Annotated in this window: 14 protein-coding genes and 1 pseudogene; 7 read left to right on the top strand and 8 right to left on the bottom strand. The window is 61.7% G+C overall.

Features of this window, described 5'->3' with window-relative positions:
• Positions 1–33 precede the first annotated feature (33 nt).
• The 6 genes and pseudogenes from ACSDHM_RS08785 to ACSDHM_RS08760 all read right to left on the bottom strand — a co-directional run.
• Positions 34–770 (bottom strand): annotated as a pseudogene (locus tag ACSDHM_RS08785) (IS3 family transposase); the annotation flags it as partial.
• 290 nt (positions 771–1,060) lie between these two features.
• Positions 1,061–1,849 (bottom strand): hypothetical protein, encoded by a 789-nt coding sequence (locus ACSDHM_RS08780; protein ID WP_146257121.1) that lies wholly within the window; start codon positions 1,847–1,849, stop codon positions 1,061–1,063.
• Between the two features lie 924 nt (positions 1,850–2,773).
• On the bottom strand, positions 2,774–3,484 hold the full coding sequence (folE, locus tag ACSDHM_RS08775) for a GTP cyclohydrolase I (RefSeq protein ID WP_111188308.1): 711 nt from the start codon (positions 3,482–3,484) through the stop codon (positions 2,774–2,776).
• 88 nt (positions 3,485–3,572) lie between these two features.
• Positions 3,573–5,102 carry a cryptochrome/photolyase family protein gene (locus ACSDHM_RS08770; RefSeq protein WP_111188307.1) on the bottom strand — a complete coding sequence of 510 codons (1,530 nt, stop codon included), beginning with the start codon at positions 5,100–5,102 and terminating at the stop codon, positions 3,573–3,575.
• On the bottom strand, positions 5,099–5,494 hold the full coding sequence (locus ACSDHM_RS08765; protein WP_111188306.1) for a hypothetical protein: 396 nt from the start codon (positions 5,492–5,494) through the stop codon (positions 5,099–5,101). Before ACSDHM_RS08765 ends, ACSDHM_RS08770 begins: the two co-directional genes overlap by 4 nt.
• Complete coding sequence (locus tag ACSDHM_RS08760; RefSeq protein WP_353949939.1) at positions 5,491–6,069, bottom strand: lipocalin family protein; 579 nt, start codon at positions 6,067–6,069, stop codon at positions 5,491–5,493. Before ACSDHM_RS08760 ends, ACSDHM_RS08765 begins: the two co-directional genes overlap by 4 nt.
• Before the next feature lie 198 nt (positions 6,070–6,267).
• On the opposite strand from ACSDHM_RS08760, the gene ACSDHM_RS08755 reads away from it, so the two are divergent.
• From ACSDHM_RS08755 to ACSDHM_RS08730, 6 genes are all read left to right on the top strand, one after another.
• Positions 6,268–6,408 carry a DUF2256 domain-containing protein gene (locus tag ACSDHM_RS08755; protein WP_111188304.1) on the top strand — a complete coding sequence of 47 codons (141 nt, stop codon included), beginning with the start codon at positions 6,268–6,270 and terminating at the stop codon, positions 6,406–6,408.
• Between the two features lie 250 nt (positions 6,409–6,658).
• Positions 6,659–7,084 (top strand): hypothetical protein, encoded by a 426-nt coding sequence (locus ACSDHM_RS08750; protein ID WP_439426868.1) that lies wholly within the window; start codon positions 6,659–6,661, stop codon positions 7,082–7,084.
• Between the two features lie 1,033 nt (positions 7,085–8,117).
• On the top strand, positions 8,118–9,044 hold the full coding sequence (locus tag ACSDHM_RS08745) for a leucine-rich repeat domain-containing protein (protein ID WP_184013679.1): 927 nt from the start codon (positions 8,118–8,120) through the stop codon (positions 9,042–9,044).
• A gap of 26 nt (positions 9,045–9,070) precedes the next feature.
• Positions 9,071–9,535: an EamA family transporter gene (locus tag ACSDHM_RS08740; RefSeq protein WP_439426867.1), complete on the top strand. Its 465-nt coding sequence runs from the start codon at positions 9,071–9,073 to the stop codon at positions 9,533–9,535.
• A 417-nt stretch (positions 9,536–9,952) separates the two neighbouring features.
• On the top strand, positions 9,953–10,501 hold the full coding sequence (locus ACSDHM_RS08735) for a hypothetical protein (RefSeq protein ID WP_439426866.1): 549 nt from the start codon (positions 9,953–9,955) through the stop codon (positions 10,499–10,501).
• A 225-nt stretch (positions 10,502–10,726) separates the two neighbouring features.
• Positions 10,727–11,719, top strand: a complete 993-nt coding sequence (locus ACSDHM_RS08730) for a hypothetical protein (RefSeq protein WP_439426865.1) — start codon at positions 10,727–10,729, stop codon at positions 11,717–11,719.
• A 246-nt stretch (positions 11,720–11,965) separates the two neighbouring features.
• Here the strand turns inward: ACSDHM_RS08730 and ACSDHM_RS08725 are convergent, their stop codons facing one another.
• Together ACSDHM_RS08725 and ACSDHM_RS08720 are read right to left on the bottom strand one after the other, a co-directional pair.
• Complete coding sequence (locus ACSDHM_RS08725; RefSeq protein WP_439426864.1) at positions 11,966–16,375, bottom strand: hypothetical protein; 4,410 nt, start codon at positions 16,373–16,375, stop codon at positions 11,966–11,968.
• A 141-nt stretch (positions 16,376–16,516) separates the two neighbouring features.
• Complete coding sequence (locus tag ACSDHM_RS08720; protein WP_439426863.1) at positions 16,517–17,602, bottom strand: site-specific integrase; 1,086 nt, start codon at positions 17,600–17,602, stop codon at positions 16,517–16,519.
• Positions 17,603–17,705: 103 nt separating this feature from the next.
• Here ACSDHM_RS08720 and ACSDHM_RS08715 point away from each other — a divergent pair, with 103 nt between their 5' ends.
• Complete coding sequence (locus ACSDHM_RS08715) at positions 17,706–18,611, top strand: DNA-binding protein (RefSeq protein ID WP_069138563.1); 906 nt, start codon at positions 17,706–17,708, stop codon at positions 18,609–18,611.
• The last annotated feature ends 9 nt before the right edge of the window (positions 18,612–18,620 follow it).

Here is an 18,620-nt window from a genome sequence, read left to right as displayed (position 1 = left end):
CGAATGCCGACTGGACCGAGACTGCATTGGGTTCTACCCGGATATCACGGACGGTTTAAGAAATAGCTGCAATCTTCTGATCCTGCTTGGCGACCCTTCGCCGCATTCTTGGGTTGTGGCGTCGCTCGATTTAGTCAAATACATCCGCTCGTGCCGCACCCAGTGTGCGGTAGCTCGTTCGATCCATACGCTCACGCTGGAGCAGGGCAAAAAAGCCTTTGCAGGTCGCGTTGTCAACGTAATGCCCCGCCGCGCTCATTGAGCCGATCAGGCCGTTGGCGGCCAGAATCCCTGATAGTCACCGCTGCGGAACTGGCTGCCGCGCTCCGAATGCAGGATCACCGCATGACTTCCGTGCCGTTGCCGCACCGCCATCTGCACCGCTCGAATCACCATCTGACGGTCCAGCCGATCATGCACTGACCACCCCGCGATCCGCTGTTCGTAAAGCTCCAGCACGATGTACAGATACAGCTTGCCCTTCTGGGTCTTGATGTCGGTGACATCGGTCACCCACCTGGTCTCCGGCGTTTGCGCAGAGGCCAACCCTGCAGGCTGCCGGCCGCCATCAGGCGTGCTATCCGGTTCAGGCTGGCCGTCGCGCCCGCATCAGCCAGGTCTTCGCGCATGCGGCGAAGTCTCAGAGTGCCCCGGCTATAGTGGTGAAGCTGACCCATTCGTACTAGAAGGCGCGGGTCGTCGAGCGGCCGGGCGCTGGCAGGATGCTTGCTCCGCTCGTAATCATTGCTGGCCGAAACCTGGGTTGGCCTCCACGGGCAAATGTCGGTCCGACAGCCCGCGCGTGAGGAGATATCTAGGATCTGGACGCCATTCCTACCGGCGTGGTTGGCCAAGTGTGGTGCTTCGGACTACCTGATGTCAGGCTCCCATCAGCTAGCAGGATTGCTACATACGTGGTCGAGTGACGGATCAAGGCAATAGGCATTACTTAGCCTTTCGTGAACTGATCCTCGAATGGTCACGATTTGCTCGCTTAACCGCACCGTCCGGGCACCATTGTGGCAGCGTGGACGGTGCGGCTGTTGAAGCAGCGTCCGAATCAGAAGTCCCAGCGGGCGGCGACGCTCATCGGCACCGAAATCCGCTTGGCATCGTTGTTGATGCTGCCCAAGCCGAGCCCACCGATGTCGGCGTCATCACCGCTGAGCTTGTCGACGTAGCGAACGCCGGCCTGCGCAGTAAAGCTGAAGGTCTCGCCGACCGGAATGATCACGCCCACATCGAGGCCACCGGACGCGGACCAGGTCTTCTTGGTGAAGCGTGCATCGGGAATGGAAATGGCGGCATCCGGAATATCGAACGAGGCGTTGATTGCGTCAGTGCGCGTCGCGCCGATGCGGGCGGCGAGGAAAGGACGCGCAGCGCCCGGCTGCATGAAGAAACGGCGGTAGCCGAACTCGGCGCCGTAGCTCTTGTAGGCGCTGAAACGGCCGTACACCGGCAGCTCGGTGTCCAGCGCCGGCACGTAGGCGCCACCCACCTGCACGCGACCGGGCGAGGCATGGCTGTAACGCACCTGTCCGAACAGCTCGGCGCGATCGCTCAGTCCATAGCCCATTTCTAGACCGTAGGTGTCGGCCAGGCCATAGATGCGGTCATGGCTGCGCGACTGGATACGCAGCTCGGCACTGACCCCTGCCAGCGCAGGGTTGAGCGGTCCGAGGTCGGGCACTGGCGCGATTGCACCGCTGTGCACGTTGCCGCTGGTCGGCATGTCAACGCCACCGAAGGCGGAAAAACTCCACTTGCCAGCTTCGACACCGGACGCGTGAGCTGTAACGGATGCGGCCAGACCGGCAGCGAGAACGACAAAGGCAGCAGACTTCATTGGGGCTCTCCAGGCTGAAAGGGAAGTGCACAGGATCATGCTTGTTCCAATACGCAGCACGTACACGCTTGGATGCACGCCAACGAGCGATCGGAGCCCGAAAATCCATCGACTAGAAGCTGGGGGTTGGCGTTGACGCGGCGTACACAAGCGATAGCCTTAGAACCCCTCTCGGCGATGGGCGATGCAAGCAACACGGTGGCACCAGCGGTGTCCAAGCCGTGTATTTCGCCGAGTCGGCGGTGTTGGTGAAGTCCATCCTGTGGGCCGCCGCGAGGCGTCACCGCGGCGTGTCCGAGGTATGTGGCTGGATGACGCCGATACCCGCCACGTTATCCAGGCGCGGAACTCAGCGGCGCTGGAACAGGTCGTGCGAGAGCATCCACTCCTGGCCGTCGGAATGACCGCCTCAGTCAGCGGCAGGTTGGCCAGACCCAGGGAGTCGGCGCGCTCGGAGCGGGCCAGGTTGCGCCGGCCGACCGACTACAGCCAGCGCCCGGGAAACACCTGCTCCTGCTCGTCCAGGTCCAGGTCCAGGTCCAGGTAGAGCTGGGCCATCTTGTAGCCGAAGGCATGCACTCGCGGGTGGTGGCGGTGGTGATGCGCCCCCCCTCGTTGGCCGCGCTGTGCAGCGGGCCGCTCATGCGCGGTGTCCGGCAGGGCCAGCGGACCAGTCCACGCCCAGCGCGCTGGCCACTTCCACCGCGCTGCTGCTATGCCACCACCGACTGCGGGGTATAGACCGGGTGGTGGTAGCTGAGCCGGCCCCAGGCGTGCACATGTTTCGGGCGCCGCAGTTCAACGGTTGTCTGGCGCGCAAGGTGCAGTCGATGCTCGGGCTGTAGCCGGGCCGACATACCGATCAGAACCGCCCGCTGGGGGTATTCCGGCAGGCCATTTGCGTTTGCGACGCTGAGGCGTGGCTTAATCCTGGTGTCGCAGTGACAGGAACTCGCGACGTAGCGCCGGGTCGCTGAGGAACTTGCCGCGCATCACGCTGTTGGTCATCTTCGAGCCGTCGTCTTTCACCCCGCGCCAGTGCATGCAGTAGTGATCGGCCTCCATCACCACCGCCAGGCCATCGGGCTTGAGCCGCTGCTCAAGCAGGTTGGCGATCTGGCTCACCGCTTCTTCTTGGATCTGCGGCCGGCCCATGATCCACTCGATCAGACGGGCGTACTTGGACAGCCCTATCAGGTTGGAGCCGGCATCAGGCAGCACGCCGATCCAGACCCGGCCGATAATCGGGCACAGGTGGTGCGAGCACGCACTGCGCACGCGCAGCGGGCCGACGATCATCAGCTCGTTCAGGTGCTCGGCATTGGGGAACTCGGTCACTGTCGGGGCCGGCTGGTAGCGGCCGGCGAACAGCTCACGCACGAACATCTTGGCCAGACGGCGGCCGGTGTCCTGGGTGTTGTGGTCGTTGTCCACGTCGATCACCAGCGCCCGCAGCAGCTCCTGGGCCTTGAGCGCGACCTCGTGCTCGATCGCGGCCAACTCGCCCTCTTGCAGGTGGTCGGCAATGTTGTCATTGGCATGGAAGCGGTGGCCGGCCCTGCGCAGGCGCTCGCGCACGCGCTCGGAAGCTGGCAGGGGATGCAGCGTCGTGGAATCAGTGAGGGGCTGGGACATGGCAGGGCTCGCGGTAGCAAGGGGGAGCGGGAGGGGGAGGGAGCAGGGGCAGCCGGACAGGCAGGGTCCGGCCGGTGCGTGTTGATAATCACAGCGCGTCCAGGTTGGCCAGCAGCTGCCAGGCCCGCTGCGCCAGCGCCTCGCGCCGGCTCGCTGGCATCCGTGCCAGTTGCCGGTAGGGCATAGCCAGGCGCGGGTTGCGACTCAGGGTGTCTGCATGCCGGTCCAGAAAACCCCAGTACAGCGCATTGAACGGGCAGGCCTTGGCACCGGTGGGCAGGTCGCGGCGGTAGGGGCACTGGCCGCAATGGTCGCCCATCCGGTGGAGGTAGGCTGCGGCGGAGACATACGGCTTGGTCGCCAGCAGGCCGCCATCGGCGAACTGGCTCATGCCCAAGGTATTGGGCAGCTCCACCCACTCAAAGGCGTCGATGTAGATGCCTAGGTACCAGCGGTGCAGGGCCTGCGGGGCGAGCCCGGCAAGCAGGGCGAAGTTGCCGATCACCATCAGCCTCTGGATGTGGTGGGCATGTGCATTGGCCAATGACAGCTTGACCGCGCTGCGCACGCAGGCCATGCGGACGTTGCCGGTCCAGAACCAGTCCGGCAAGGGTCGGGTGTGGCCCAGCACGTTACTGTTGGCATAGCCGGGCATCTGCGCCCAGTACACTCCGCGCACATACTCGCGCCAGCCCAGGATCTGGCGGATGAAGCCTTCAACCGCAGCGAGTGGCGCCTGGCCATCGCGGCCGGCGGCCTCGACCCGCGCGATCACCTCGGCCGGGCTGAGCATCTTCACGTTCAGCGCAAAGGACAAAAGCGAGTGGAACAGCCGCGGCGCCTTTGCGCTGATCGCGTCCTGGTAGTCGCCAAAATGCGGCAGGCCGTATTTGATGAAGGCTTCCAGCTGCTGCAGCGCCTCGCCGCGGTCCAGCGGCCAGCGCAGCGCCTGCTCGCTCGGCTCGCCGAAGCTGGCCACCCCGGCGGCGCTGATCGTCTGCCACAGCGTGCGTAGGTCGTGGCGTGGGCGCAGGTCCGGCGGTTCAGGTGGGTCGCCACGCCAAGCCTTGCGGTTGTCGGCATCGAAGTTCCAGCGTCCGCCCAGCGGCTGGCCGTCCGGTTCGAGCAGCACGCCATGGTGCTGGCGCATGTGGCGGTAGAACAGCTCCATCGTCCAGCGTTTGCGGCTGCCGAAAAACTGCGCCACCTCATCCCGCTCGGTCAGAAAATGCGCACTGTCCACACAGTGCACCGGTATCGACTGCTGCGCGGCGTACTGGCACAACTGCTGATCCAGCCGCCACTCGTCTGGGGGCTGGTACTCCAGCGTGCCGGCCGCGTGCCGGGCCAGCAGCGCATCCAGGTTGGCGGTCAGCGACTGGCTGTTGTCCGGCGCATCGATGGCCAGGTAGCTGACCCTGTGACCGGCCGCGCGCAGCTGGTCGGCAAAGCGACGCATCGCCGCGAAGATCGCCAGGATCTTCTGCGCATGGTGCAGCACGTAGTCGGTCTCCTGACGGATCTCCATCAGCACGTAGACCACGTCCGGGCGCACGCTGGCGAACCAGGGATGCTCGGGATTGAGCTGGTCGCCCAGCACCAAACGCAGGCAAGTCACGGCTCACTTTCCAGTTGTCGGGGCTGCCAGTGGGACAGGCCGATGATCAGCGTGATGAACACCACCAGCACCGCCAGTGACAGTGCCATGACTGCGGCTACGCCAGCCCCTGCCAGTGCCGAGGCCTGCTGCCGGGCATACATTCCGAGCAGCCCCCGGACGGCGGCCAGCGCATACCACGGGTTGCCGCGCAGCTTGAGCGCCTGGCCAAGGGCGAACCCTCCATCAAGCGGGAAGATTGGCCCCCAGATCGCGAACGCACAGCCGGCGATAACGATCAGGGTCGGGTAGCGGGCGGGTATCTCGCCGCTACTCGGCCCAGGCAGGCCGGTATTGGAGAGCCAGCCCACCAGCGGCATCAACAAGGCCAACAGCAGTACCAGCCATTTCATTGGCACTCTCCGTGGAACGTGTCCTTGTCCTGGCGGGTTTCCTGCCAGCGTTGCGGGACGCGCTCGATCCGGCTGGCGTCATAGTCCAGCGCCGAGGCGAGATCAAGCATTACCTGGTAGTCGGCTGCAGGCACGACCGGGGTGCGAGCCATGCACCAGAGGTAGTCGCGGGCATCGCGTACCACCATTACCACCCTGTAGTCCGGTGCCAGCCAGCCGATCAGGTACTGCGTCTTGAACAGGCCGAAGAAGCATACTTTCCACTCGGCATTGTCGGTGCCCGGCTGCAACAGGCCGGTGGAGGCCAGCAGCTTGACCGGTGCATCGACGCTGTCTGGAGGGTACCGATACCAGGTGCCGATCTGGCCCTTGCTGTCCAGACGATAGGTTTCCACCGGGTTGTGGCTGCCACGCTTCAAGCGTGTGGGGATGATCCCGCTCACATACCAACGCCCCTTGAAACGGGGAAAGTCCACCGACTCGACCGGGGTAATAGGGGAGTGCTTGGCCTGGGCACAGCCGCCGAGTAGCGCGGCCACCAGCGGCGGCAGGACGAAGGGGAAGGACAGGCGCATGGCAGGCATACACGGTCGGAGAATGTAAGTGTTTACGCAGCGGCCATCGCTCTGGATGCATCAAATGGCAGAGCCGCTGCGTAGAAATCGCGTGATCACACGACCACTCCATCACTTGGACCACTACTTGCCTTGGCCGGCCGGGCGGGATGGCTGCGGCCCTAAAGCGTGCCCGGGGCCGCATGCGGAGGCGATCTGATGGCGCGGATGCGGAAAAAGGCCGAGCTGCCGCAAAAGCTATGCGCACGTTGCGCGCGGCCATTTACGTGGCGACGCAAGTGGGCGCGTGAATGGGACAGCGTGCGCTACTGTTCTCAGCGCTGCCGTCAACACCGATAAGGAACCGGAAAGTGGGCAAGCGGATTTTGTTGGGCGGTGCCACCGGCCTGGTCGGCCAAGGCGTGGTGCGCGTGCTGCTGCAGTGCGACCAAGTGGAAGCGGTGAGCGTGCTGGTGTCGCGCCCCTTCACCGCCCTCGATCCCCGGGTGCAGGCGCTGCAGCTGACGGATTACTCAACGACGCGCTGGACGGTCTGGACCTGCGCGGCCTGGACGCCTGCTTGTATTGCGGCGGACCGCGGCTATTTGGAATGTCGGAGGCCGTCTACCTCGAGGCGACTGTGGCGACCCTGGAAGGGGTCATTGTGGGCCATGCCGCGGCCAATCAGGCCGGCTATGTGTCCTTCATCTCCGGCATGGCGGCCGATCCCGGCAGCAGGATGATGCCCCTGCAGGTCAAGGGGAAGGCAGAACAGGTGCTGGCTCGCTCGGGGCTGGCCCATACCAGCCTGCGTCCGGGCGTGTTGCGTCCGGTGCTCGGGGTGGCCTCGCCGCATCGGCTACGCCGTGGCCTGTATGCCGTGGGAAGCCCCGTGCTGGCGCCGGCCGCGGGTATCTGCCCACAGGTTTTCACCAGCACCGAGGCGATTCGCCGATGCGTGCCGCGGCTGGTGATCAATCGGCTGCAGCGGCCGGACTTAATCAAGAACGCCGATATCGCCCAGCAGGCTGGCTGATGCGGCAGGCCAGATGGCGCCTTTGCGCTATAGGAGATTGACTGTATTCACTGCTTTTACTGCGCAGCGAATAGAACGCATGCCATTACCTTTTTTGCATTCCTGCCGGTGCCGTAGCGCAGCGTCCTGCTGAGGCGGATCGCTATCATTGACGGCTTCGGTAAAACTACGGGCAAGACGTCATGAAGAGCGCAGCGGTGATATTGCTGGGAATAGTGCCGGTGATGGCGTCGGCTACTGCGCAACTCACCGGCCCGCAGCGGTTGCGGGCTGCCCGCCGGGAAACGGCCGAGTAGCTGCGGTTTCCGTCGCGCGATGGCGCCTTCTTCACCGGCACTCAGGTACGGGTTGTGAAACAGCTGCACGGACGGTTCGATGGTATGCAGCAGCGGGGGGGCGCGGGATGACACAGGCATCGGACGATGCACTATCCTACGCCGTAGCACCCGGGCAAAGCTGCTATCTGGCCATTACGGTTTCAAGACCTGACGATTTGCAATGGTATGTCGAAGGGGTGATACGCCCTTTGGATTAGGGTCGCATGCGTGCCGCGCTGCACGGCGACACCGAAGCATGACGATCGGCCTTTGGCGAGCAGACAGCACGGGTATGAGCCGAAATTGAGCACGACGCGTGTGCAGATTTTTGCATAGACAGAATTTTGAATCGTCCCGGTTTGAAGGCGGCCATCATTGTGGAGCATGTCCGTTCCTGGCCATAGGCTAACGTCGGCTGGGTAGGGGATTGGGGTGTTTATCGAGGTTAGGGAAGAGGTCTGCTTGGGGCCAAAAAGACGCGTGAAGGACGCGTGAATGGCGCATGGGCTCGCGCGCGCAAGAGTGGTAGCGCAGTTCACGCCACCTCCCTCTGAGTGCTCCATCATTCGCGGAGGAGGTGGGAAGTACATCATCCAGGGCGGTCCCAATGGCGAACGGCTGGCCGCGCTGTACGCCAAGTCTTGGGTCGTGGCAAGCTGGTCGCCATGAAAAGCGATCAAGCTAGCCTGCCCGGACGGACACGAGTGGTTGACTCAGTGTTCGAATTCGAACTGCAAGGCCGCACGCTCTACGTGGACGCTGAGCACGTACCCCAGTGCGTAGAGCTGTGGAGAACCGGGCAATACACGCAACTCGGCATTTCGGATCACGAGAATCCTGGCCTCAAGAGTATCGACTTCATTGAGGCGTTCTTCCCTGTGGCTGATTTTCACTTGATGCTTTTCGACAAAGTCGATTTGTCCGTTCTGGGAGGAAATGCCGAGTGGCTGAAGCATTTCTTCACCAACGCGGGGCCGAATGCCATCGACGACCTTAGTCCCTTCACTAAGCTCGAATCACTAGGCCAACCATGGAGTAGGAAATTTCGCGTCGACGAAAGCCTCGGACGCTTGAAGGGCTTGGCACTGGGCGGATTCAGTCCAGCATCATGTGACATCACCGAATTGTCCGTCCTGCCCGCGCTGGAGAAGCTCTCGCTCTATTTCAATAAGCTGCAGAGCTTGAAGGGGCTCGAAACAATGCAAGGTCTGCGCGAACTCTTCGTCGGTTTCGCGCCGAAGCTGGAGTGCATCGACCCAATCTGCGAGCTAAACGAGCTCCGTGAACTGCGTTTCGAGCACTGCAAGAACGTCCGCGGTTTTGCGGACCTGGTGAGGGGCAAACATATGGTCAACCTGATGTACATGAAATGCTCGCCTCTCGATCACGTGCGGTTCGTCAGCCGATTGCGCTCTTTGCAGAGGTTTGTTTTCTTGGATACGAACGTGCTCGATGGCGACATGGCGCCGCTTGTGGATCATCCGACGCTGGCGCACGTAGCACTAACGAAGAAGAAGCACTTTACGCTCAGTGAACGGCAGATTCTTCAGCGGTTAGGTGATCGCGAAGGTGGGGTTAGGGCTCGGATGGCAAAGTTGAATCTCAAGAAGGCCGCCGCTGAAGCTGCAGCGGAAGCGCAGTAGTTCCGCCGTACAATGGCGCACTGAGCATGAGCCGGGACGAGCGGGTGACATTGCTGAGTGCGTTCGCATTGGCGGGCGAGATCATTCTCATTGGGCACTACGCAGGCAAAGTTGCTGCCCGGCGCGTCACGACACTTCAACTTCTAGCAGGTGCCCTGTTTACTTTATGCGCCATGCCATTCGCCGGAGAGTCGATACCGGCCTTCTCGTGGGTGTGGCTGGGGGCCGCGGCGAGTTTGGGCGCCGCCAGCATGTTAATCCAGTTCACCATGAACTGGGCGCAGAAGACCGTTTCACCCACCCGGGCTACCGTAATCTATGCCAGCGAGTCGGTATGGGGTGGGATCATCGGCCGGATCGCCGGTGAGCGCCATCCTGGTCTCTCCATTCTCTGGGCCGCGCTTATCGTGATCGGCGTGATCGTCAGTGAACTGAAGCCCAGCAAATGGAGGCGATGGCGAACGCAGGAGGCAGTCGGGCCGATCGATTAGATCGCACACAAGCCGGTCGCTCCAGCTTCAAGGCGGTGGGATGCAACAACAGGAAAGCATCGAGGTGCCACAACCCGACCAGAGTGGGAATGCTCTTGTGGGCGATCAAGTGACCTGACGATGTCCGCTTCCGGCCGGGAGGGGGACATCGACGGGGCAGGGGATTAGGAGGATTTATCGGGGGTAGGAGTGGACACGTTCCGACGACCGATGTGCAGCTTGCTTGAACATCCACTTAGGTCAGACATTCACGTAGTGCATGCCACCCTTTAGCTTGCGCGTAAGCTTGTGCACCGTCAGTAGCCACCTTAAGATCGAGCCGTACTTTGGGCGTCCATCATCCGTTGGACTGTCTATAAACCAGGTGGCCGCACCCAAGTATCCGGCCGCCTGGCAGTTCTTGCTGGAGGAGGGTAAGTGAGCTCATTCGAAGTAAGCATTGTAAGAATTTCCGACCCCCTTTCACCACACACTCGCTCAGTGCGAAAATCGCTGTTAATTGCAAGCGTTATCGCGATATTCATCTCAACTACCGGCCTCATTCCAGCCAAAATTACTGCATTGGGTATAGAGTTCTCACAAGCCGACCGTGGCTCAATGCTCTGGGTTATCGGATTGGTTGTTGCGTTTCTTTTACTATCGTTCGTGGTTACCGCGGCCGCAGACTTTGCGGCTTGGCGCATGTCTTTCTCAGCAAAATCCTGGGAGGAAGAATCGCAAGGCTACGACAACGTTCGCAAGTCAATGCTTGAGAGCAGATCGCTTACAGATGAGGATAGGGAAGAGTTGGCTGAGATTGAGCGTCGCATTGGAGCCATGTGGCGTAACGCTGGCCACGTCGATCGTTACTCAGTGCTTGAACGAGTTGTAGGGCCAATTTCTTGGGCTCGTGCTCTCATTGAATTTGTCTTTCCAATAGTCGCGGGCGTCTCCAGTCTTGTCCTGCTCGTCCGGGCATCGCCGTAAGCGGGCGTAGACCTAACTCAAGAGAATCCACATGCAGACGCGCATGCATAGCCCTTAAGGAAGCTTGAAGAAGTATGAGTCCGGATTTTACGTCCCGAGACGCCTGGGCTGGAGGGGGGGGGCTAAGGGCGGGAGCGCTATGTTTTTTCGACAGCCAAGCAAAGCCGCAAAAAATCTCACAGCTTATTTCTTGTATGCATCCGTCACAGGATCTATTCAAGCACCATGAATAAAGCCAATCTCTCAGTCATACCATTTATAGACTTGTCCAGAATAGAGGGGCGGTTCATTAGCTCTTTGGTGTTTCATGACGGAACAGACTGGCGCTCTTGGATCAAGGTTGGCGATGACCTTGTGGAAATTAGGATGTGGCCGGCCGAAAATTACTACTTCGGCACGTCCCCAGAGCTGCAGAGCGACTTCACTTTCCACTTTCTTAACTTCGTTTCTCAGAATTCCTGCTTTTTGCCACTGCAGAAGGCTGTAACAGGAATACGCGATGACCTATTCAACATCACAGCATCTATTGCAAAAATTCGGCACTTCGAGTCCTGCCAGGCTGGCATAGGTCAGGGCGTTACTCGAATGGTGGTGACTGAGCTTGAGTACTTGCTATCTCTGTGCAGAAGCATATTTGACCTTCTTCAAGAAGTGGTAGCGAAGACGTGGGAGACCATCCAACCCGCCAACCCTTCTTGGAGAATCAAGAAGCTTAGGGGATCCTTCCGAGAAATGGTGATGTCAAATAACGAGCCAATGACAGCACAGGAAATCTCAGAGAAGTTCTCAATCCCCATGGAGCTGGCGAGCTTCTACTTCAGGTCAGCAGATTTTTTTCTTAGCCTGCGTCGGTTCCGGGATAAAATAATTCACCATGGATCATCCATTCAGACGATTTTTGCAACCGAGGATGGCTTTTATATACAGCGATCCTTCAACCCATTCGCATCGATTGACTTGTGGCGAGAAGAAGAGAGGAAGCCGAATGATCTAGTCCCCCTGCTGCCGGCGCTTGGCTTCCTCGTTCGTGGAACGCTTTCCGCTTGCAATGATTACAGCAGCACGATTGAATCCATCAGATCCTTTCCGCCGCCCGTGGCGCCAGGGTTCCAGCTCTACATGAGGGGCTACTTCAACGAAAGCTTTGTCAGCCTCCTTGCTGATGCCGAAGGGAGGGCGCGGGAGACGGAAGGAAATTTGGTGTCGAGCGCCTGCTGAATCAGCTGCTCAATGGGAATTTGGGGAGACTTATCTCAGGCGGGGCAGTTCTGCACCCAATGTAGCGAACCCGACCGAAACTCCGGCGGCAGCTATTTTCCTCGTGCAGTCCAATAGATAGCTCAGCATATCGGAGCTGGCGCATAGACCAGAAATATCGGGATTGGCGCATGGATGAGCAACCAGGTACCGATGCACTCGCATCGGATCCATTGGCTGGGTGGAGACCACCCCCTTGCCTTGGCCTTATGCAGCCGGAGCGATCAGGGGCCAAGGGCGCCCCGACCGGATGTCAGGATGGCGCGCTTCGGACTCGGGATAGCCGTAGTCGTCGCGGATGTCGTCGATTAATCCCAAGCATTGCCTGGCAACATCTGCTTCGCTGCCCTGGGTCAATGCCAAGGAGAAAAGCCTTGATCGCAGATCGTCCACGGGCACCGGGAACAGGGTAACGGCGCCACTGAACTGCGGGGAAGACCGTTCGCCCACCGCGATTTTTCTGATGCTAGTGTATAGGTTGTCGCCCGATCGCCCTGTCCGAGCGTAGTGGCGGACGAGTGACAAGATGCTCTCCGTACCGGACAGCAGGAGCAGGGCGCGCTCGATCGCAGAGGCCAAAATGCCTTTGTCCAAATTCTCCAGCAGCCTCAGCATGTCGGCGCGGAATTCGACGTGGTTTTCCGCAAGCTCTGCCAAGTAGGTGCCGACTGCTTCGATATCTAGATGCCCAGGTTCGTCGAACGCACCGTCCCGCAGCAATTGGAGGAGGGATCGACCCGATGAGTCGGTGCCGCGACTACGCAGGGCGGCCAGCCATTCATGCTGTTGGGCCAATCCCGGAACGAGCGCCGCGAACTGCAGCAGGACGTCCTCGACATCGGGATTGGTGGAGGCGCCCAGCGCCGACTGCAATCCCCGCAACTGGTACGACTGCTTCAAATGCGGCTGCTCCAGGGTGGCTACCTCGTCGAGGATCGCGGCCGGGCGTTCGGAAAATGCGAGCAACTCAACCCAAGCAAAGAACGCGCTATGGTGGTCGCCCAGCACCCAAGGCTTGGTTTCGGATTCGGCGAGCAAGGCCCGAATGCACGACTGGATCCCGTTAGCCTGAAGACGTTCGCCAGAGAGCGCCAGAGCGACGTACAGGTCTCGCTGCAGGTTGAGCGGGGCCGGGATCTCGATCAATCGACGGACCAGCGCGCTGATGTCGCCGCAGGGCATTCGGAAGGCCGCCACTGCCAAGCGAATCGCATGCAACTTCTCATTTTCGCTACCGGCGTCAAGCAGTGAAGTGACGGTATCGAGGATCGCCAGCGCGTCCGGCACAGGCGAGCGCTCACTGAGCCGCCGCCCACGCCGCACGGTCATCTCTCGCAAGAAGGTTCGCGGAAAGGTCGACGGAGTGGCCACGGGGTGCCGCTGCTCCCACAACTGCATGAGCGCGGAGGCCGCCTCGGCACCGAATTGCGGATGGGGTAGGCGCTGGACCAGGAGGTTCCTCACCTGCTCGGTGCCAATGGCGATGAAAGCGCGCTGGTACCAGTTCGTCCAGGAGTGCCGGGCGTCCGATGTCTGGTCGCGATATCCGGATGCGACGAACGCGGCGCGTGAAAGGTCCCAGCGCCGAAGTTCCTCCGACAGCAGCCGATCGAGTGCCACGGCCAGCCTAGTAGCGCCGACGGTGCCGATGGCGCGGGCGAGTTCCGCGAGCTCCGCCCGGGTGGAATCGGACGCATTCACCATGGTCGGAACCCAGCGCAACAACGTGTCCACGAGCTGCGTCTTCTGTCCCTCTTCAAGAATCGCGGGAGGGCGACTGGCGGAGTCCTGTCCGCGATGGGACGCGAGCAGTTCGGCGAGCAAGGCGATTCGTCGCGGATCGATGGTATCGGCCCGCGCCAGCACCGCGGCAACCAGGGAGCTGTAAGGGGCGGTGATGACAAGACCTTTCAGGAAGCGCCGTTGCTCTGCCATAGGCCTCCTCGCCGCTGGATCGCTTGCAGCCGGCGCATCCAACTCGAGGTGTGCGTCGATCAATCGACCGATCGAAACCGGACCAGCGATGCTGGCAGCATTGGTCCTGATCCTCTCGTCCAGTGCCGTATTGATAACCATGCTGAAGATCGGGTCATCGTCGGTGACGATATGCCGTTCCTGCACGAGCAGGTGGGCCCGGAACGGGATCTCGAGACCCCGTTCGATTCTCCGCACCAAGGCGGAGGCGACGACCGTCGGATAACGTTCGTGCGCCTGATACAAAGCGTGGTCCGCAGCACTCGCACGCACCTCCAGCGCAGGATCAGCCAGCAAGGAGAAGACTGCTTGTTGAGTGTCGATGCCTTCGACGTCGCCATTCAGCAAGAAGTGCAGCTTGTGCCCCGGATTCTGCATGCGTTCGAACGCGGCTCGACGTTCGGCGGCCATTCGAGTGGACACTGCAGCGTTGTGGATCCCTGTAAGGGGATGTCCTGAGGCCAACTCCTGCCACAGTTCCAGAGGCGCGTCTTGCAGCACCCGGGCGGCTTGCTGATCCGCCCCGCGCCAGTATAGGGATTCCACGACTTGCTTCTTTACCTGCACGCTTGAATCGGTCTGCGCCACCGATGCCGCAAACAGCGCACCCTCCATGCCGCCATGGCTGACCATCGCGCCGAGCACTTCGGCGCGGGTCGACTCTTCGAGCGTCGCCAGCCGGGTCTCCATGTCAGGCAACAGCGAGGGAGGAAATCGGCGTCCCGCACGCAGGATGTCCAGATGATGCCTGTGCTTGGAATCGGCGAGCAACGGCCACAAAAGCTCTGCGAATTCCGGCCGGCCGCTGTTGGCGATGAATCCAATGGCGCGATCGACCTTGTTCGGCTGGTGCCAGCGTCGGAGGAACTCGGTGACTTCGTTCTCGACCCGGCCCCATGCCTTGGGTGCGCGGAAGATGATCTCGGCTGCGAGCATGGGGTCGATCGACAGGCAACGGACGATCGTCTTGGTTACCGCATCCAAATCGGCGCTGGTGCCCAATGCCATGCGTTCACAGGCGAACAGGATCGATTCCTCCCATGGACGGACGTCGAGGAACTCGATGGCGAGTTGTCCGGCCGCGGTGGCGTCGCCTTCAGCCATGTTTCGCATGGCGTGCTCCACGGCGAAGGAGGCGTACCATTCCTGGAATTGCTGGTGCTGGAAACTGTATCCCGCCGGGGTGCCCGAGGATCGAACCAGCAAGTGTCCGTCGATCAGTGCGTCCAGCACCCTCATGGGCTGGGGCGCCGAATACGAGGAGATCTGGCCCTCGTCCGCAAGGCGGCGCTGGGTGGCCTGCACCGAGGCCCTGGCGTTGCCGTCGGGCAGGGACGTGTTGGCGGTACGGGTGGCCGCGGCGGCAAGGTCGGCGAGGATCTCCTGCTCGTGGCCGAGCGTCGCGTCACGCAAGGCCTCGCTGCGATTGGCGGCCTGGTTGTGCTGCTCGACGAATGCAGCAAGCACGCCTTCCTTCGTCGTGGGCAAACGGCTTCCGGGCGACAGACGCAGCATCACGTTGAGGAACAAGGGTACCGAGACCAGCTCCCTGAGTCCCGGGATCGCGCGTGCTTCTTCCAACAGGGCCTCGCCGTCGGCGCCGCGCATCTCACTGGCGACCTGGCGTTGTTGTGCATGGTCGAGCGGTTCGACCACCAATACAGTGGCGGCGAAGGGGACGGCAACGCTCAGGTTCCTCGAACTGATGACGATGCCCAGTTTCGGGTAGTCGCGACGCAAACTCTCGAGTTCGTTGCGTGCTCGTCTACGAGATGCGCCGTCGAGCTGATTCCAGCCATCCAGTACGAGGGTGAGTTCGCCAGTATGGGCGAGAAGCCGAAGATGCTCCTGGCGATAAGGACGGAACGCCTGGCGTTCGAGAATGCTCTCGAGCAGCGAGTGGGACTGGGTCGACCATTCATCCAGCGGGAGAAAGCTGGCGACCACGCCGCGCTTACTTATGATCGCTTCGGCGAGCTGCAGCAACGTGGTGGTCTTGCCAGTGCCCGGCGGCGACAGGATCACGATCTCGTTGAAGGCTTCGGTGGTGTTGGCCAAATCGTGCGCGGGAAACGAATCCGCGTCCGCATCGTCCTTCAGGCGCAGCTTCAGCTCGATGGCATGCTCGGTCCAGTATCGGGTCCTGCGAAAAGCGGCGGTATCTTCGCGCGCCGCGGCCACCAAGCACGCCTTCAGCGCGACGAGATCCTCGTCCACGGCGAGGTTGAACCGGTGCCGGATGTCGATGCCCTCGCCGGGATCAATTTCGAAGCCACGGATCTGGCCGGCACCGGCCATTCCCGCCATCAGCGCATGGAAGGATCGGTCTTCTGCCTGCCGTTTCCAGGTTCGCAGGATTTCCGCGCTGAAGCCGCTGTCATCGGCGTCGACCGCATGCGCGTGATCCTGGCAGAGCCAGATCCCGTTGGACGCATCCTTGCGCTGTTCACTGGTCAGCGCGGGGTCGTAACGGGGGCCGCCGGCAGACGCGGCACTGATGTGCGCTGCGACGCCGATATTGATTGCGCCGGTACCACTCTCGTCTGCTCCGGATGTCGGCTTCCCGCAATGGGGGTGCGCGCAGCGATTGCCGGCCTGCTTCGCCAACAGTTCCTTGACGGCCTTGTTGAAATCATCCCTCATGGTTGATCTCATCTAACGGACAAGCTCTTTCAGATTCGGGTCGGGAGAGAGCACAGAAGGTAGCCATTAACCGATATTAGCCAACCGTTAGAAGGTCCGCTCGTTGCCGGAATGATACGAAATCCTCCGCCCGTGATTGAGTCAATCTTCGAGAAGACGAGCGGCGGGGTTCGTAGCGGCGCTGCCGGTTTGGAAATACCCCACAACACTCGACACTGACCGATGCTCGGTCAGCTGCATGATCGCCGGCAGCGACACCCCTTGGCGGCTGGCCTCGGTCACGAACCCCGACCGTAGGCTGTGCCCACCAAAATCCCCCTCCAGCCCCGCCAAGCGCGCCCGTCGCTGCACGATCTCGCCAACCGCGGCCGGGGAGAGGGCAGGGCCGACACGCTGTTTCCACAACCGCCGGAAAATAGCCCCCTCGGTGATCCCGGACGCTTCTAGCCAATCCTGCAAGGCGAGGGCGGCCCGATCCAGCACCGGCTTGTCCGGGGTCGAGGTGGCGGTAACGCCAGCCTGCTGGGTCTTGCTGTGCTCGAGCCGGTAGATGTAGCCCGCTTCGCCGATCCGGCGCAGGTCGCGCAGATTGGCGGCAGCGATCTCGCTGCGCCGGCGGCCGCCGCTGGCAAACCCGAAGCAGAGCAGGGCGCGGTCCCGAATCCCTTCCAGACTGTCGTCGCAGGTGGCTAGCAACGCTTCCAGTTCGGGCAGGGTGATGGCGGTCTTCTTACGTGGCCGTTCGCCACGCTTGACGGCGGCCCGCGCGGCACGACTGAGCACGGTGCGGATCGCCGGCTGCTCGCAGGGATTGGTGACTTTCTTGAGCCGGTGCGCGGTGGACAGTACGGCAACGCGATGGCGCACGGTGGCCAACGTCCACGGGCCGAGCTTGGCCTTGAGACCCGCGCCCACCAGGGCCTGGTCGATGGCCTGCGGCAGTTCCCAGGCCAAGTCACCTTCGGTCGAGCGGCGCCGCACGTGGTCGACCACGAACTGCAGCACCGTGGCTTCGGGCACCGGCAAGGCCAGTTCGATGCCGTAGCGCGCCGCATGCCAACCGGCCCAGTAGCGCAGGGCACTGGTGTAGCTGCGGGTGGTGTTCTCAGCCGCAGCTTCGGCCAGTAACTCGCGCACCGCATCGGAAGCCTGTTGCGCAAGCTGTTCGGGCAGTACCAGGCTGGCAGCCGTCGCAGCAAGAACCGGGATCGCACAAATATCTTTCATACTATGTAATGTATACTACGAAATGGAGCTTATACCCTCGATAATCATCACTTATCACGAGTACGTTATCAGCAGAGTAGGGTGCCAGTACAGGAGACTTCGCATGGCCCGCGGCATCACCGAAACTGACGTCCATACCGCTGCCGACGAGTTGGTCGCCAAGGGCGAACGCCCAACCGTAGAGCGGATCCGGGCTCACCTGGGGACAGGCTCGCCGAACACGGTGACCCGCTGGCTGGAAACATGGTGGAACCGACTTGGCACTCGCCTGCAGCCAGCGCGTCCGGACCTGGAAGATGCGCCAGCGGTGTTGGTAGAACTCGCCGGGCAATGGTGGGAGTTGGCGCTGAAGCATGCCCAGGAGGCCGCCCGTCGAGAGCTTGCATCGTCCGAGCGGGCCCTAGCTTCCGAGCGTGATGCGCTGGAGGTCAGTTCCCGACTTGCGGCTGAAGAGCTGGCGCAAATGCGTGCAGAGCGTGACGTTGCAATCACCGGGGAGAGAATTGCAACGACCCAAGCTTCAGAGCTACAGCACCTGGTCGACCAGCTTCAGCTACAGATCTCTGAACTTGCAGAGCAGCGCGACCTCGAGCGTCGAAGAGCCGACCGAACCGAGACAGCGAGACAGCAACTCGACGTCCGGCTTCACGAGGCCCTAGAGACGGCGAAATCTGAGCGGGAGGACTGGACCGAGTACGTCAGATCTGTCGAGAATCGAGCGCTCAGCGATGTGGATCGAGCCCGCCAGGAGGTGAAGGAACTCCAGGTGCAGCAAAGCAAGGCATCCGAACAACACAGGGCCCTTGAGAAGCAGCTGCGTCAGGACATCCAGGCCGCCCAATCAGCGGCCGCCACGGCTAGTCAGTCTGCCGATATCCTGCGCGGCAAATGTGACGCGCTTGAGGGGCAACTTTCAGGGCTTCGAAATTTGCCAGCGCAGCTGGAAGTGGCGCTCAAGCGATCCAAAGAAGTTCGTCCGCCTGCGGCTCGCAGACGCCCAAAACAATAGCGCTGTGCC

The sequence above is a fragment of the Stenotrophomonas sp. T8 genome (genome assembly GCF_051853085.1).
In the GTDB taxonomy this organism is placed as follows: domain Bacteria; phylum Pseudomonadota; class Gammaproteobacteria; order Xanthomonadales; family Xanthomonadaceae; genus Stenotrophomonas; species Stenotrophomonas sepilia.
Note: the sequence above shows the minus strand (reverse complement) of the source record. Positions and strands in the feature narration are given on the sequence as shown.

Bases quoted from the DNA above. Each gene is read 5' to 3' on its own strand.
- ACSDHM_RS08765 (WP_111188306.1), bottom strand. From the start codon at position 5,494: ATGAAATGGCTGGTACTGCTGTTGGCCTTGTTGATGCCGCTGGTGGGC.
- ACSDHM_RS08730 (WP_439426865.1), top strand. From the start codon at position 10,727: ATGAATAAAGCCAATCTCTCAGTCATACCATTTATAGACTTGTCCAGA.
- ACSDHM_RS08750 (WP_439426868.1), top strand. From the start codon at position 6,659: ATGTCGGAGGCCGTCTACCTCGAGGCGACTGTGGCGACCCTGGAAGGG.
- ACSDHM_RS08725 (WP_439426864.1), bottom strand. From the start codon at position 16,375: ATGAGGGATGATTTCAACAAGGCCGTCAAGGAACTGTTGGCGAAGCAG.
- ACSDHM_RS08755 (WP_111188304.1), top strand. From the start codon at position 6,268: ATGGCGCGGATGCGGAAAAAGGCCGAGCTGCCGCAAAAGCTATGCGCA.
- ACSDHM_RS08740 (WP_439426867.1), top strand. From the start codon at position 9,071: ATGAGCCGGGACGAGCGGGTGACATTGCTGAGTGCGTTCGCATTGGCG.
- ACSDHM_RS08760 (WP_353949939.1), bottom strand. From the start codon at position 6,069: ATGCGCCTGTCCTTCCCCTTCGTCCTGCCGCCGCTGGTGGCCGCGCTA.
- ACSDHM_RS08720 (WP_439426863.1), bottom strand. From the start codon at position 17,602: ATGAAAGATATTTGTGCGATCCCGGTTCTTGCTGCGACGGCTGCCAGC.
- ACSDHM_RS08715 (WP_069138563.1), top strand. From the start codon at position 17,706: ATGGCCCGCGGCATCACCGAAACTGACGTCCATACCGCTGCCGACGAG.
- ACSDHM_RS08780 (WP_146257121.1), bottom strand. From the start codon at position 1,849: ATGAAGTCTGCTGCCTTTGTCGTTCTCGCTGCCGGTCTGGCCGCATCC.
- folE (WP_111188308.1), bottom strand. From the start codon at position 3,484: ATGTCCCAGCCCCTCACTGATTCCACGACGCTGCATCCCCTGCCAGCT.